12 protein-coding genes and 1 pseudogene are annotated in these 13,087 nt (G+C 72.6%); 5 read left to right on the top strand and 8 right to left on the bottom strand.

What is annotated here, in order from left to right; all coding sequences use genetic code 11:
- Positions 1-17: 17 nt before the first annotated feature.
- From AB0N90_RS26335 to AB0N90_RS26325, 3 genes are all read right to left on the bottom strand, one after another.
- Complete coding sequence (locus tag AB0N90_RS26335; RefSeq protein ID WP_365200654.1) at positions 18-1,217, bottom strand: cytochrome P450; 1,200 nt, start codon at positions 1,215-1,217, stop codon at positions 18-20.
- 228 nt (positions 1,218-1,445) lie between these two features.
- On the bottom strand, positions 1,446-1,868 hold the full coding sequence (locus AB0N90_RS26330) for a ribonuclease (RefSeq protein WP_361680819.1): 423 nt from the start codon (positions 1,866-1,868) through the stop codon (positions 1,446-1,448).
- 234 nt (positions 1,869-2,102) lie between these two features.
- A complete protein-coding gene (locus AB0N90_RS26325) occupies positions 2,103-2,681 on the bottom strand; it encodes a TetR/AcrR family transcriptional regulator (RefSeq protein ID WP_365200651.1) in 579 nt (192 codons plus the stop codon).
- Positions 2,682-2,731: 50 nt separating this feature from the next.
- Between AB0N90_RS26325 and AB0N90_RS26320 the strand changes: the two genes are divergently transcribed.
- Entirely contained in the window at positions 2,732-3,244 is a 513-nt protein-coding gene (locus AB0N90_RS26320) for a GNAT family N-acetyltransferase (RefSeq protein WP_361680813.1), read from the top strand.
- A 15-nt stretch (positions 3,245-3,259) separates the two neighbouring features.
- Here the strand turns inward: AB0N90_RS26320 and AB0N90_RS26315 are convergent, their stop codons facing one another.
- From AB0N90_RS26315 to allB, 4 genes are all read right to left on the bottom strand, one after another.
- On the bottom strand, positions 3,260-4,072 hold the full coding sequence (locus tag AB0N90_RS26315; protein WP_365200648.1) for an AIM24 family protein: 813 nt from the start codon (positions 4,070-4,072) through the stop codon (positions 3,260-3,262).
- Between the two features lie 60 nt (positions 4,073-4,132).
- Positions 4,133-5,461: a globin domain-containing protein gene (locus AB0N90_RS26310; RefSeq protein WP_365200645.1), complete on the bottom strand. Its 1,329-nt coding sequence runs from the start codon at positions 5,459-5,461 to the stop codon at positions 4,133-4,135.
- Between the two features lie 405 nt (positions 5,462-5,866).
- Positions 5,867-6,982, bottom strand: coding sequence for an allantoicase (alc, locus tag AB0N90_RS26305; protein ID WP_365200642.1), 1,116 nt, complete (start codon positions 6,980-6,982; stop codon positions 5,867-5,869).
- Between the two features lie 69 nt (positions 6,983-7,051).
- Positions 7,052-8,389, bottom strand: coding sequence for an allantoinase AllB (gene allB, locus AB0N90_RS26300; protein ID WP_365200639.1), 1,338 nt, complete (start codon positions 8,387-8,389; stop codon positions 7,052-7,054).
- 284 nt (positions 8,390-8,673) lie between these two features.
- Here allB and AB0N90_RS26295 point away from each other — a divergent pair, with 284 nt between their 5' ends.
- Complete coding sequence (locus AB0N90_RS26295) at positions 8,674-9,468, top strand: IclR family transcriptional regulator (protein WP_365200636.1); 795 nt, start codon at positions 8,674-8,676, stop codon at positions 9,466-9,468.
- Positions 9,469-9,522: 54 nt separating this feature from the next.
- Positions 9,523-10,125 carry an HD domain-containing protein gene (locus AB0N90_RS26290; RefSeq protein WP_365200633.1) on the top strand — a complete coding sequence of 201 codons (603 nt, stop codon included), beginning with the start codon at positions 9,523-9,525 and terminating at the stop codon, positions 10,123-10,125.
- A gap of 53 nt (positions 10,126-10,178) precedes the next feature.
- Here AB0N90_RS26290 and AB0N90_RS26285 read toward each other — a convergent pair.
- Positions 10,179-10,475: pseudogene (locus tag AB0N90_RS26285) on the bottom strand (DUF5955 family protein); the annotation flags it as partial.
- A gap of 165 nt (positions 10,476-10,640) precedes the next feature.
- Here AB0N90_RS26285 and AB0N90_RS26280 point away from each other — a divergent pair.
- Together AB0N90_RS26280 and aceB are read left to right on the top strand one after the other, a co-directional pair.
- Entirely contained in the window at positions 10,641-11,249 is a 609-nt protein-coding gene (locus AB0N90_RS26280) for a nucleotidyltransferase family protein (protein WP_365200631.1), read from the top strand.
- A gap of 202 nt (positions 11,250-11,451) precedes the next feature.
- Positions 11,452-13,077: a malate synthase A gene (aceB, locus tag AB0N90_RS26275; RefSeq protein ID WP_365200628.1), complete on the top strand. Its 1,626-nt coding sequence runs from the start codon at positions 11,452-11,454 to the stop codon at positions 13,075-13,077.
- Positions 13,078-13,087: the final 10 nt, after the last annotated feature.

Here is a 13,087-nt window from a genome sequence, read left to right as displayed (position 1 = left end):
ACCCCCGCCGCTCCTGCCTACCAGCGCACCGGCAGGGTCCGCAGCCCGCGCATCAGCATGCCCGGCAGCCATTCGTCGGGCGGGCCGTCCAGGGCGAGGCCGGGGGCGCGGTCCAGCAGGGTGGAGAGGGCGATGCGGCCCTCCAGGCGGGCCAGGGGTGCGCCCAGGCAGTAGTGGAGGCCGTGGCCGAAGGCGAGGTGGCCGCGGGTGTCGCGGCGGATGTCGAAGCGGTCGGGGGCGGGGAAGCGGGCGCCGTCGCGCTGGGCGGCGGTGAGCCCGATCATCACGTGTTCGCCCTTCTCGACGCGGACGCCGCCGATGTCCAGCGGTTCGGCCGCGTACCGGAACGTGGCGTTCTCCACCGGGCCCTCCCAGCGCAGCGTCTCCTCGACCGCGCCGTCGATCAGGCTCATGTCGGCGCGCAGCGCGGCGAGTTGGTCGGGGTGGGTGAGCAGGGCGAGGACACCGTTGCCGATCAGGTTGACCGTGGTCTCATGGCCGGCGATGAGCAACAGGAAGGCCATGCCGCGCAGTTCGCCCGCCGAGAGCCGGTCGCCGTCCTCGGCGGTGGTGCGGACCAGGTCGCCGAGGAGGTCGCCGGTGACCCCGGAGCGGCGCTTGTCCTCGATCAGTTCGGTGAGGTAGGCGCCGAGCCGGGTCATCGCCTCGCGCTCGGACTCCGGGTCGGTCGGGGCGACCACCTGGGTGGAGATCTTGCGGAACTCGGTGCGGTCCATCTCGGGGACGCCGAGCAGTTCGCAGATGACGGTGAGGGGCAGCGGGTAGGCGAGGGCGGCGATGAGGTCGGCGCGGCCGGCGCTGCCCGGCGACAGCATCTCGTCCAGCAGTTCGTCGGTGATCCGCTGGAGGCGCGGCCGCAGTTGCTCGACCCGGCGCATGGTGAACGCCCGGGTGACCAGGCCGCGCAGCCGGGTGTGCTGGGGCGGGTCGGTGGCCAGCAGATCCCTGCCGATCAGCTCATGGTCGAGGAAGGACACGCCGATCTTCGTGCCGTCCTTGGCGAGCCGGGGGTCGGCGAGGGCGGCGCGCGCCTCCTCGTACCCGACGACGAGCCAGGTCTCGTACTCCTCGTCCGCATGGGGTATCCGGATCCGGTGCACCGGGCCGCGTTCGCGCAGCATGGCGTACACCGGATGCGGGTCGCATCGGAACGCGTCCCCGAACTCCCCCAGATCCACCGTCTTTCGCCGGTCCATGACTCCCCTTCCGGACTCCCCCGAGGCCGACCGGGCGCATCCCGGTGCCTGGAGAACGCGCGGGGTGCGGGCCGGGTGCCCGGGTCGGTGGAAATTCCGTGCGGGGAGCGGGAGACGGCCGAAAAGGACGTGCCGGGCGCCGGATACGACTCGCCCCGCGACCGCCGGGTGGGGGGTGGGGGCCGCGGGGCGAGGCTCGGTCGGGATCACATGCGGATCAGCCGTTGTTCAGCAGTCGAAGTCGATCAGGTCGAACGTCTCGTAGTGGTCGGAGGTGTAGTAGTCCTCCTGGCTGCGCTCACCGGTGACGATGCGGCGGGTGCCGCGGGTGGGGGCGCCGGGGGTCACCACGGTGTACTCGTGGTAGTAGCCCGAGGACTGGCTGGGCAGGACGCCCTCGCGGTTGGAGAAGACCGTGCCGTCCTGCGAGTAGGGGTAGGGGCCGCCCTTGGCGATGAGGTCGAGGGTGTCGTCGGCCTGCGGCGGCAGGGTGCTGTGGCAGATGCTGCCGACGGAGGCCGCGGAGACGGCGGGCGTGGCGGAGACGACGGACGCGTTCGCCGTGGTGGCGGAGACGGTGCCGCCGGCGAGGAGGGCGGACAGGACTGCGGCTGCGGCGCCGATACGAGCGGCGCGTGGGGGGATACGCATGACGCCATGATGACGCGCGTAGACAAGGACATGTCAACGGCATCGCCCTGGAATTCCCCCTCAAGTAACCGTGTTTTTCAACGAGTTCACCTTCCTCCTCGGGACACCCACAGGACGGGCACAGGGTGGTCACCGAAGGCCCGGGGGAAACCCGGGGCGAGTCCGGCTCGGGTTTCCTCGCGCGCCCGGCGCGAGCCCGGTTGTGCGCCGGGCGCGTCCGGTTGTGCGCCGGGGTCACTCCCCCGCGGCCAGCAGGGCGTGCACCGCCGCGCTCGTCCGCTCCAGGTCGCCGGTGGCGAGGAGGTCCAGCAGGGCGCCCCTGAGGGTGGCGAGCACGAGGGTGCGCCGGGCCAGGCCCGCTTCGGTGTCGCGCTCCTCGGGGCGCTGTGCTGCGGCGAGCAGGGCGAGCCAGTCCTCGACCGTGTCGCTCGCGAATCCGGCCCAGGGGCCGTCGGGCTCCACGAGGGAGCGGGCGTAGCTCTCGACCCAGAGCGTCAGCAGACCGCGGTGGGCGTCCTCGGACAGCCATCGCCACAGCTCGCGGGCGACCGGCCCCAGCCCCGCCGCCGGATCGCGCGCGGCCGCGAGCCGTCGCAGGGCGGCCAGCTCATCGGCCCTGGCCCGCGCCAGCAGGGCCCGGACCAGGCCGTCCTTGCTGCCGAACAGGTAGAGCAGCACCCGTGGGGAGGACTTGATCTCCGCCGCGAGGGGGCGCAGGGACAGATCGGCCAGGCCGCTGCGCAGCGCGTGGGCGTACGCCGCCTCCAGCAGTTCCTGTCGTCGCGGAGAAGGGGTTGCTTCGGATCGGGCCACCCGGGTTAGTGTACTGAAACAGTCGTTTCAGTGAGAGGTGGGTGGTCCTGATGGCGACGGAACACGCGGTCGCGGAGCGCGAGGTGGTCGTCCGTCCGCTCGGCCGGCCCGGGGACCTGGGCTGGGTGGTGATGGCGCACGGCGAGCTCTACGAGCGGGAGTTCGGCTGGGACGCGGACTTCGAGGCGCTGGTCGCCCGGATCGTCGCCGACCACACCCGTACGACGGGGGCGGGACCGCGGGCGGCCTGGATCGCGGAGGTCGACGGGGCCCGGGCCGGCTGCGTCTTCTGCGCGCCCGGGGACGAGGAGGGCGCCGCGAAGCTGCGCCTGCTGCTGGTGGACCCCGCGGCGCGGGGGCTCGGGCTCGGCACCCGCCTGGTCGAGGAATGCCTGCGCTTCGCGCGCGAGGCCGGGTGCGGGGCGATCACGCTGTGGACGAACGACGTGCTGAAGACGGCCCGCCGCATCTATGAGACGCACGGCTTCGAACTGGTCGAGGCGCAGGCCCATCACAGCTTCGGCCACGATCTCGTCGGGCAGACCTGGCGACGCGCTCTGTGACGCCCCGGGCGCGGCTCACCCCGCGTGCGTGGAGAACAGGCCGCCCGTCGGGCCCTGTTTGTCGCCGCCCTGGGCCTTCTTCAGGGCATTGGCCAGGCTCTCGATGGTCAGGGACTGGAGGATGACGCGGCCGTTGCCCTCCAGGGTGGCCAGGGAGAGGCCCTCGCCGCCGAAGACGGCGTTCATGATGCCCTGGCGGTTGAGGCCGCCGACGCGCTGGACGCCGTACCGGATGCCCTCCTCGAAGGCGACCACGCAGCCGGTGTCCACCTCGATACGGCCGCCGAAGTCGGCCGGGTTCAGGTCGATGAAGTTGCCCGCGCCCGCGATGATCACGGTGCCGTGACCGGTGAACTTCTCCAGGACGAAGCCCTCGCCGCCGCTCATGCCCGTACGGCCGCCGGCGAAGGCGATGCCGAACTCCACCGAGGACTCGGCGGCCACGAAGGCGTCCTTCTCGGCGAACCAGGCGCGCCGGCCGTCGAGTTCCAGCGCGCGCATCTCGCCGGGGAGCACGCCCGCGAAGCCGACCGTGCCCTGGCCGCCCTGCGCGGTGAAGTACTGGAAGGCCAGGGACTCACCGGCGAGCATCCGCTGGCCCACCTGCATGGCGGTGCCCATGGCCTGGCGCAGCATGCCGCCCATGCCGCCGCTGCCGCCGCCCTGCTGCCCGCCGCTCCCTGAGGGGCCGGACAGCCGGGTCTCCATGGTCACGTTCGTGGTCTTGAACAGGAACTTCCCGGCCTCGCAGTACACGGTCTGGCCGGGGTTCAGGTTGACGACCGCCATCTGCATGGCGTTGCCGACGATCTCTTGCTGAAGGGTCACGCCCGGAAGAACGCGTCAGGAGGGGGTGAGAGTTCCGGCACCGCCCGCGCGTGGCGCGACTCACCTCCCGGTGATCGCCACCGGTGCCCCGGCCCTGGACGGTCGCGCGGCCGGGGGCAGGGCGGTGTCGACCGGGTCGTGGTGGATGCGGTCCGGCGGCAGGGACAGCGCGGTCAGGCCGTACACCGTGGCGGTGACCATCATGGGCGGGCCGCTGACGTAGGCGGTGTGGCCGGACCAGTCGCCGCGCCGGGCCACCGCGTCGGCCACCGAGCCGCTCTCGGCGGCGCCGGACTCCTCGCCGATCACCGGGACGACGCGCAGCCAGGAGCAGTTCTTCTCCAGGCGGGCGAGGGCGGCGGTGTCGTACAGCTCGTCCAGGGTGCGCGCGCCCACGAAGAGGTGGGTGCCGCGGTGCAGGGGGTGCCGGGACAGCTCTTCGAGCAGGGCGCGTGCGGTGGCCCAGCCGGTGCCGCCGGCCACGATCAGGACGTCCCGCGCGGGGTCCTCGTCCAGGACCATGGAGCCCTGGGCGGGGCCGAGGCGGAGCTGGTCACCGGCGCGGGTCCGGGTGACCAGCGCGTCGCTGACGCCGCCGGGGGCGGTACGGCGGACATGGAACTCCAGTTCGCCGTCCGGGCGGGGCGCGCAGGCGATCGAGTACGGCCGCCAGGTCAGCGGCAGCAGCGGGGTCTGGATCCGGGTGTACTGCCCGGCCCGGTAGGGAAACGGTTCCGCGGGGCGTACCCGGAGCACCGCGAGGTCGGGGCCGCGCAGCTCGTGGGCGGTCACCGTGGCGTTCCAGTACGGCGGTTCGGCGAGCGCCCCGGCCGCGCCGTCCACCATGGCCCCGACCGCGAAGCGCACCATGCGCAGCCACGCCTGCTCCAGCTCCTCGCTCCAGCGCGCGCCCGCGCTGCGCCGCAGGGCCTCGGCGAGTGCCTGCTCGAACACCTCGAAGTGCACGGGCCGGACGCCGAGTTTGCGGTGGTCGCGGCCGAGCCGGGCGCAGAAGTCGGCCACCTCCCGCGGCTGGTCGAGATGTTCGATCAGATACCAGAAGGCCCGCTCCAGATGGACCCGCTGGAAGTCCATGGAGTCGGGGAAGAGCGAGCGCAGATAGGGGTGGCGCTCGAACATGGCGTCGTAGAGGTGCCCGATGAGCTTGCCGAAGGGGGTGACCAGCGGCAGCTGGCGGGTGATGGTCCGCTGGTCGGCGGCGCCGTCGTACGGCTGCCCGTGGGCCCTGCGCGCGGCGGTCCCCCAGGGTCCGGTGCCCGTGTCCGGGCGGGCGGACGGGGACAGGAGCTGCTGGCGCAGGCGCATCGCGTCCCGCCGGGCGAGGAGTGCGTGGTACTCGTCGTGGCCGTCGCTGCTGGTGGTGTTCACGGACTGGCTCTCTCTCCCTGCGGTTCCTCGCGCGCCGCCCGCCCGTGCCCGGCCCCGTACCCGGCGGTCGTCGGCGCGCTCTGTCGGCGCCGTCTTCGCGTGGACCGCGCGGTGCGCCGGGTCAGGGGCGCCGCGCAACTCCCCCACGCCATGGGCGGGTTCACCGCCGGCAGACGACGATGGCGGTGGACCCGTGCCCCACGGCGCCGGAGGTCCGGCCGGAAGACGAGCCAGTATTGCACCGCGGGCCCGATGCCGTCCGGCCCCCCGCAATGGGGCCGTTCGGCCCTGTACACCCCCTGCCACCTGCTGATTCGCTGTACGGGCGGCACGCACCGCGGACAGCACGAGGGGCGGGCGCCCGCCTCCCCGCGGAGCCCGCCCCTCGATCCGTGTGACGGTGCGTCAGCCGCCCAGTTCCTGGTGCCGCGCGGCCAGTTCGGCCGCGCCGGTCTCGGTCGGGGAGCCGTACAGGCGCAGCCGGGAGATGCCCCCGTCGGGGAAGATGTCGATGCGCGCGTGGGTGCCGACGGCCGCTTCCGGCAGCACGAACCGGTGGTTGGTGTCGGGCTGGAGGCGGGTGCGGGGCAGGATCTCGCGCCACTCGCCGTCCTCGCCGTCGCGCACCGAGACCGCCGCCCAGCCGGCGCTGTTGCCCTTGAGGTACGCGGTGTCGATCTCGACGGCGCCGATCCGGGACCGGGTGACGAGCCGGTAGCGGATCCAGTCGTGGCCCCGGTCGCGGCGGCGCCGGGTCTCCCAGCCGTCGTCCATCTTGCGGGAACGGCCGGGCTGGATGGTGTTGGTGGCCGGGGAGTAGAAGCGGTCGGAGGCGTCCTCGACGCTGCCGCCGTTCTCCAGGGCGACCACGTCGAAGGTGCCGAGCGCCGCCAACCACGCGGGATCCGGGGCGACTTCGCCGTACACGCGCAGCCGGGCGATGCCGCCGTCGGGGTGCTGGTTGACGCGCAGGTGGGTGAAGCGCTGTTCCAGGGAGACTTCGAAGCCGTTCGCGGCATGGCCGCCGACGGGGGTGCGCGGGACGAGGGTCGTCCACTTCACGTCGTCGCCGAGCAGTTGCGCGGGCGCGGGCGAGCCGGGGACCGAGGCGGCCTCGACGGAGACGGCCTGGGGGTAGTTGCCGCGGAAGTGGGCGGTGTCCACGACGATGCCGCGGATCACCCCGGGGGCGCCGAGGCGGATCAGCGCCCAGTCGTGGTCCTCGGCGGTGGGCCAGGGGTCCTCGGTGGCGGCGCCGCGCCTGCGGCGGGTCTCCCAGCCGTCCATGATCTTGCCCTTGTGCCCGAAGTGCTCGGGGTCGAACTCGGCGCGCTCGGGCACCAGGAGGTTCTCGCGCTGGGCGAAGAACTCGTCGTTGGCGGCGACGACACCGGCGCCGAGGCGGCGGTCGGCGAGGTTGGCGTACTGGGTGAAGGGGAAGTCGGCGGTGCGGTAGTCCGCGTACGGGTCACCGCCTCCGTAGGGGTTCGCGTCGCCGGTAAAACCTGGTGTCGCCGTCACGGTGATCAGTGGTTCCTCTCGGGAGTCGGCCGGATGGGTCCTCGGGATGCCCCGGGGGCGGGGCGTGGCTCAGGGGCGGTCGAGCAGCGTGCCCTTCGGCGGGGTGAACTCGCCGTCGGCGACGATGCGTTCGCCGCGCAGCCAGGTGGATCTGACGACGCCGTGCAGGGTGCGGCCCGCGTAGGCGGTGACCCGGTTGCGGTGCTGGAGCCCCGCCGGGTCGACGGTGAAGGTCTCCTCGGGCGCGAATACCGCGAAGTCGGCGTCGCGGCCGGGGGCGATGGCGCCCTTGCGGGCGTCGAGCCCGACGAGGGCGGCGGTGCGCGCGGACATCCAGCGCACGACGTCGTCCAGGGTGTGGCCGCGCCTGCGGGCCTCGGTCCACACGGCGGAGAGGCTGAGCTGGAGGCCGGAGATGCCGCCCCAGGCGGTGGCGAAGTCGGCGGTCTTGAGGTCGGCCGTGGAGGGCGAGTGGTCGGTGACGACGCAGTCGACGGTGCCGTCGGCGAGCGCGGCCCACAGCAGGTCCTGGTTGGCGGCCTCGCGGATCGGCGGGCAGCACTTGAACTCGCTGGCGCCGTCGGGGACTTCCTCGGCGGTGAGGGTGAGGTAGTGCGGGCAGGTCTCCACGGTGATCCGGACGCCGTCGGCGCGGGCGGCGCGGATCAGCGGCAGCGCGTCGCTGGAGGACAGGTGCAGTACATGCACCCGGGCGTCCAGGCGGCGGGCGTGGGCGATCAGCGCGGCGATGGCGGTGTCCTCGGCGTCGCGGGGGCGCGAGGCGAGGAAGTCGGCGTAGCGGGGGCCGCCGTGCTGGGGGGCGGCGGCCAGGTGGTGCGGGTCCTCGGCGTGCACGATCAGCAGTCCGCCGAAACCGGCGATCTCCGCGAGGGAGCGGGCGAGTTGCTCCTGGTCGAGGTGCGGGAACTCGTCCACGCCGGACGGGGACAGGAACGCCTTGAAGCCGAAGACCCCGGCGTCGTGCAGCGGGCGCAGGTCCTTGACGTTGCCGGGCAGGGCGCCGCCCCAGAAGCCGACGTCGATGTGCGCCTTGTCCCGGGCCACGTCCCGCTTGATCCGCAGATGCTCCACGGTGGTGGTCGGCGGCAGGGAGTTCAGCGGCATGTCGACGAGGGTGGTGATGCCACCGGCGGCCGCGGCGCGGGTGGCGGTCCAGAAGCCCTCCCACTCGGTGCGGCCCGGGTCGTTGACGTGCACATGGGTGTCGACCAGGCCGGGCAGCAGCGCGTCGTCGCCGACGTCCACCAGGCGCGCGCCGGCCGGGATCCCGGTGTCGTACGGCAGTACGGCCGTGATCGTCCCGGCGGACACGGAGACCGCGGCGGCCCGTGTCCCCTCCGGGGTGATGACGCGCGTCGAGCGCAGCACCAGTTCAGCGTCGGACACCCGGACCCCTTTCTGTACCGCCGTCGGACACCCGGACTTCACGCCCGAGGAACGGGATATACAGCCACGAAACGGATTTCAACGTTCTGTTGAAGGAGTCTTCACTCCCGGTTCGGCGTCGTCAAGGGGCGCCCATCCGGCGGCGGACGCAAGGAGGGCACCCTGGACGTTTCCACAAAGCGGAATTAGAATTCCAGAAAGCAGAACGTAGCTCCGTACAAGCGGGGAGTCAACCGTCCGCCGGGTAGGCTGCTGCCCTCCGTTCGTCCCGAAAGGAACGTGCCGTGCCCACGTCGAGCGCCAGCACCCCCGAATCCGCCAAGGCCTCCGGCGGTGGCGGGGTCCAGTCCCTTGAGCGCGCCTTCGACCTGCTGGAACGGATGGCCGACGCGGGCGGCGAGGTGGGCCTCAGCGAACTGTCCGCGACCAGCGGGCTGCCGCTGCCCACCATTCACCGGCTGATGCGCACCCTGGTCGCCTGCGGCTATGTGCGCCAGCAGCCCAACCGGCGCTACGCGCTCGGCCCCCGGCTGATCCGGCTCGGCGAGTCGGCGTCCCGGCTGCTCGGCACCTGGGCGCGGCCGTATCTCGCGCGGCTCGTGGAGGAGACCGGCGAGACCGCGAACATGGCGCTGCTGGACGGCGACGAGATCGTGTACGTGGCGCAGGTGCCCTCCAAGCACTCGATGCGGATGTTCACCGAGGTCGGCCGGCGGGTGCTGCCGCACTCCACGGGCGTCGGCAAGGCGCTGCTTTCGGCGGTGCCGGACGGCGAGGTGCGGGCGCTGCTGGGCCGTACCGGGATGCCCGCGGCGACGGACCGGACCATCACCACGCCGGAGGGGTTCCTCGCGGCGCTGGCGGAGGTGCGGGAGCAGGGGTACGCCGTGGACGACAACGAGCAGGAGATCGGGGTGCGCTGCCTCGCCGTCTGCGTACCGGACTCCCCGACGGCCGCGGCGATCTCCATCTCGGGTCCGGCGGGCCGGGTGACCGAGGACGCGACGGAGAAGATCGTGCCGGTGCTCCAGCAGGTCGCTATCGAGCTGTCCCGGTCGCTGGCGAGTTCCGGCGCGTAGGCCCTGCCGGGCACCGGCGCCGCCCGTTCGGCCGCCCGGGAAGGGGAGTCACCGATGGGAGAAGCCGGGCCGCGCGACCTGTTCGACGCGATCGCCCGCACCGCCCGGCTCCGGGAGGTCGAGCGGCACAACAACGCCACTCCGGACCGCAGGGAGAGCGTCGCCGAGCACTCCTGGCATCTGGCGCTGGTCTGCTGGCTGCTGCACGGCGAGTTCGAGCGGGAGAGCGGCCGGTCGCTGGACCTGGCGCGGATGATGAAGATGTGCCTGATGCACGACCTGGTGGAGATCGACACCGGCGACCCCTCGGCCTGGAGTCCCGGCGACCGGGAGGAGAAGGCGCGGCGGGAAGAGGCCGTCGCGTTGCGGCGGTTCGGCGCGCTGCCCGGTCCGCTGGCCGACGAGTTCCTGGATCTGTGGCACGAGTACGAGCGGGGTGCCAGCGCCGAGGCGCGGCTGGTGCGCGGGGTGGACCGGCTCAACCCGGCCCTGATGCGCCTGCTCACCGGCCAGGGCTGGCACGACGTGCCGGCCGACGCCGAGGCGCTGGACCGGCTCCAGCTGCCCCGGGTGGGGGTGAGCGGGACACTGACCGCGCTGTACCGCCGGGTCCGCGAAGAGGCTCAGGAGCGGGGGCTGTTCACGTCGGAGGAGTGATCGGAGGAGTGGTCGGAGGAGTGATCCGGGCGGGGCAGTGGCCCCCGGCCCCGGCGCGCGGGTTCCCCGAACAGGTCCACCGCCGCTCTGACCGCCCGCAGCGCCCCGGACAGGGCGCTCATCGAGCCGATGGCGCCCGCGAGATGCAGCAGGGAGCCGCGCAGCCGGGGTATCTCCGGGACGCCCTCGCAGGTCATGGCGGCGAGCGCGGCCAGTTCGTCCTCGGCTGTCGCACGGTCCGGGAAGTCCGTGCGCAGGACGGCCAGTTCGCGGCGTAAGCGGGACACCGCCGTGCGCAGCTCCGTCACCCTCGGATCCTCTTCACCGCCGGTCACCGGCCCCTGCACCAAGCTCCGCAAAGCAGCCCTCCCCAGGCAGCCACGCCGTCGTGCGCGGGCCAGTAAACGCCACCCGGCCCGGCGAGCGCCATGGGGCATGCCGAAAATCAGCCCGGGGATTCCTGGAAGTCAGCCAGGATTCCGGAAAGCCGGGCCGCCGTCGGGTATGCAGGAGCCATGACGGACATCGAGGACCCCACCGCGGAGGTCGCCGGTCTGGTGCTGGCCGCCGGGGGCGGCAGACGGCTCGGCGGGCGGCCCAAGGCACTGCTGGAACACCGGGGGCGCCCCCTGGTCGAGCATGCGGCGGGGGTGCTGCGGGCGGCCGGGGTCGGGCGGATCCATGTCGTGCTGGGCGCGCGGGCCGAGGAGGTGCGCGAGCGGGCGGACCTGGGCGACTGCGTCCTGATCGACAACCCGCGCTGGGCCGAGGGCATGGGCTCCTCGCTGCGCGCGGGACTCGCCGCGCTCGCCCGGACGGACGCACGGGCGGCCCTGGTCTTCCTGGTCGACCAGCCGGGCATCGGACCCGAGGCGGTGGCGCGGGTCCTTCGGGCGTACGACGGCGAGAACGCGCTGGTCTCGGCGGCGTACGACGGGACGCGCGGGCATCCGGTGCTGTTCGGGGCGGCCCACTGGGCGGGGATCGCGGCGGCCGCCACCGGGGACCGGGGCGCCCGCGCCTATCTGAAGGCCCATGAGGGGGCCGTCCGGCTGGTGGAGTGCGCGGATGTGGCGCGGCCGTACGACATCGACACCGAGGCCGACCTGAGCCACCTTGAGTGAACGGGGTGTCGTCGGCCGGGCCCGTGGCACCCGGCGTCAGCTTGCCTCGACCCGGAGAATCTCGACATCAACAGACCATTGAAGTTCCACAATGAGGAAACTAGTATCCACTGATCAGAAGCGTCCGACCGCACAGCGGGCGCGATTCATCCCTTTCGTGCCACTTGGCACGTGGTGCCACCGCTGAAGGAAGTGACAGCTCATGTCCGCACCAGCGCCGTCCCCGCTGGCCATCGTCGACGCCGAGCCCCTGCCCGGACAGGAAGAGGTCCTCACGGACGCGGCGCTCGCCTTCGTGGCGGAGCTGCACCGGCGGTTCACCCCGCGCCGTGATGAACTCCTCGCCCGCCGGGCCGAGCGCCGCGCCGAGATCGCCCGCACCTCCACGCTCGACTTCCTGCCGGAGACCGCCGCGATCCGCGCGGACGACTCCTGGCGGGTCGCCCCGGCCCCGGCCGCGCTGAACGACCGGCGCGTCGAGATCACCGGGCCCACCGACCGCAAGATGACCGTCAACGCGCTCAACTCGGGCGCCCGGGTCTGGCTCGCCGACTTCGAGGACGCCTCCGCGCCCACCTGGGAGAACGTCGTCCTCGGCCAGCTCAACCTGATCGCCGCCTACCGGCGGGACATCGACTTCACCGACCCGAGGTCCGGCAAGTCGTACGCGCTGCGGCCCGACGCGGAGCTGGCGACCGTCGTCATGCGCCCGCGCGGCTGGCACCTGGCCGAGCGCCACCTCGTCGCCGCCGACGGCAGCCAGGTGCCCGGCGCGCTCGTGGACTTCGGCCTGTACTTCTTCCACAACGCACGGCGGCTGCTGGACCTCGGCAAGGGCCCCTACTTCTATCTGCCGAAGACCGAGTCGCACCTCGAAGCCCGCCTGTGGAACGACGTGTTCGTGTTCGCGCAGGACTATGTGGGCGTCCCGCAGGGCAGCATCCGCGCCACCGTGCTGATCGAGACCATCACGGCGGCGTACGAGATGGAGGAGATCCTCTACGAACTGCGCGATCACGCCTCGGGGTTGAACGCGGGACGCTGGGACTACCTGTTCTCCATCGTGAAGAACTTCCGTGACGGCGGCCCCAAGTTCGTGCTGCCGGACCGCAACGCGGTGACGATGACCGCCCCGTTCATGCGCGCCTACACCGAACTCCTCGTGCGCACCTGCCACAAGCGCGGCGCGCACGCGATCGGCGGCATGGCGGCCTTCATCCCCTCCCGCCGGGACGCGGAGGTCAACAAGGTGGCCTTCGAGAAGGTCCGCGCCGACAAGGACCGTGAGGCGAACGACGGTTTCGACGGCTCCTGGGTCGCCCACCCCGACCTGGTGCCGATCGCCATGGAGTCCTTCGACCGGGTCCTCGGCGACAAGCCGAACCAGAAGGACCGGCTGCGCGAGGATGTGCGCGTGTCGGCCGCCGACCTGATCGCCGTGGACTCGCTGGAGGCGAAGCCGACGTACGCCGGTCTGGTCAACGCCGTGCAGGTGGGCATCCGTTACATCGAGGCATGGCTGCGCGGCCTCGGCGCGGTCGCCATCTTCAATCTGATGGAGGACGCGGCCACCGCCGAGATCTCCCGCTCCCAGATCTGGCAGTGGATCAACGCGGGCGTCGAGTTCGAGAACGGCGAGAAGGCGACGCCGGAGCTGGCCCGCAAGGTCGCGGCGGAGGAACTCGACGGCATCCGCAAGGAGATCGGCGAGGAGGCGTTCGCCGCCGGGCACTGGCAGGAGGCGCACGATCTGCTGCTGCGGGTGTCCCTGGACGAGGACTACGCCGACTTCCTGACGCTGCCGGCGTACCAGCAGCTCAGGGGCTGAGCCCCGGCGG

Source organism: Streptomyces sp. NPDC093018, from assembly GCF_040684035.1.
Lineage (GTDB): Bacteria > Actinomycetota > Actinomycetes > Streptomycetales > Streptomycetaceae > Streptomyces > Streptomyces murinus.
Note: the sequence above shows the minus strand (reverse complement) of the source record. Positions and strands in the feature narration are given on the sequence as shown.

Excerpts from the sequence above, each read along its gene's own strand:
- AB0N90_RS26335 (WP_365200654.1), bottom strand. The coding sequence starts at position 1,217 with ATGGACCGGCGAAAGACGGTGGATCTGGGGGAGTTCGGGGACGCGTTC.
- AB0N90_RS26330 (WP_361680819.1), bottom strand. The coding sequence starts at position 1,868 with ATGCGTATCCCCCCACGCGCCGCTCGTATCGGCGCCGCAGCCGCAGTC.
- AB0N90_RS26320 (WP_361680813.1), top strand. The coding sequence starts at position 2,732 with ATGGCGACGGAACACGCGGTCGCGGAGCGCGAGGTGGTCGTCCGTCCG.
- AB0N90_RS26290 (WP_365200633.1), top strand. The coding sequence starts at position 9,523 with ATGGGAGAAGCCGGGCCGCGCGACCTGTTCGACGCGATCGCCCGCACC.
- AB0N90_RS26280 (WP_365200631.1), top strand. The coding sequence starts at position 10,641 with ATGACGGACATCGAGGACCCCACCGCGGAGGTCGCCGGTCTGGTGCTG.
- aceB (WP_365200628.1), top strand. The coding sequence starts at position 11,452 with ATGTCCGCACCAGCGCCGTCCCCGCTGGCCATCGTCGACGCCGAGCCC.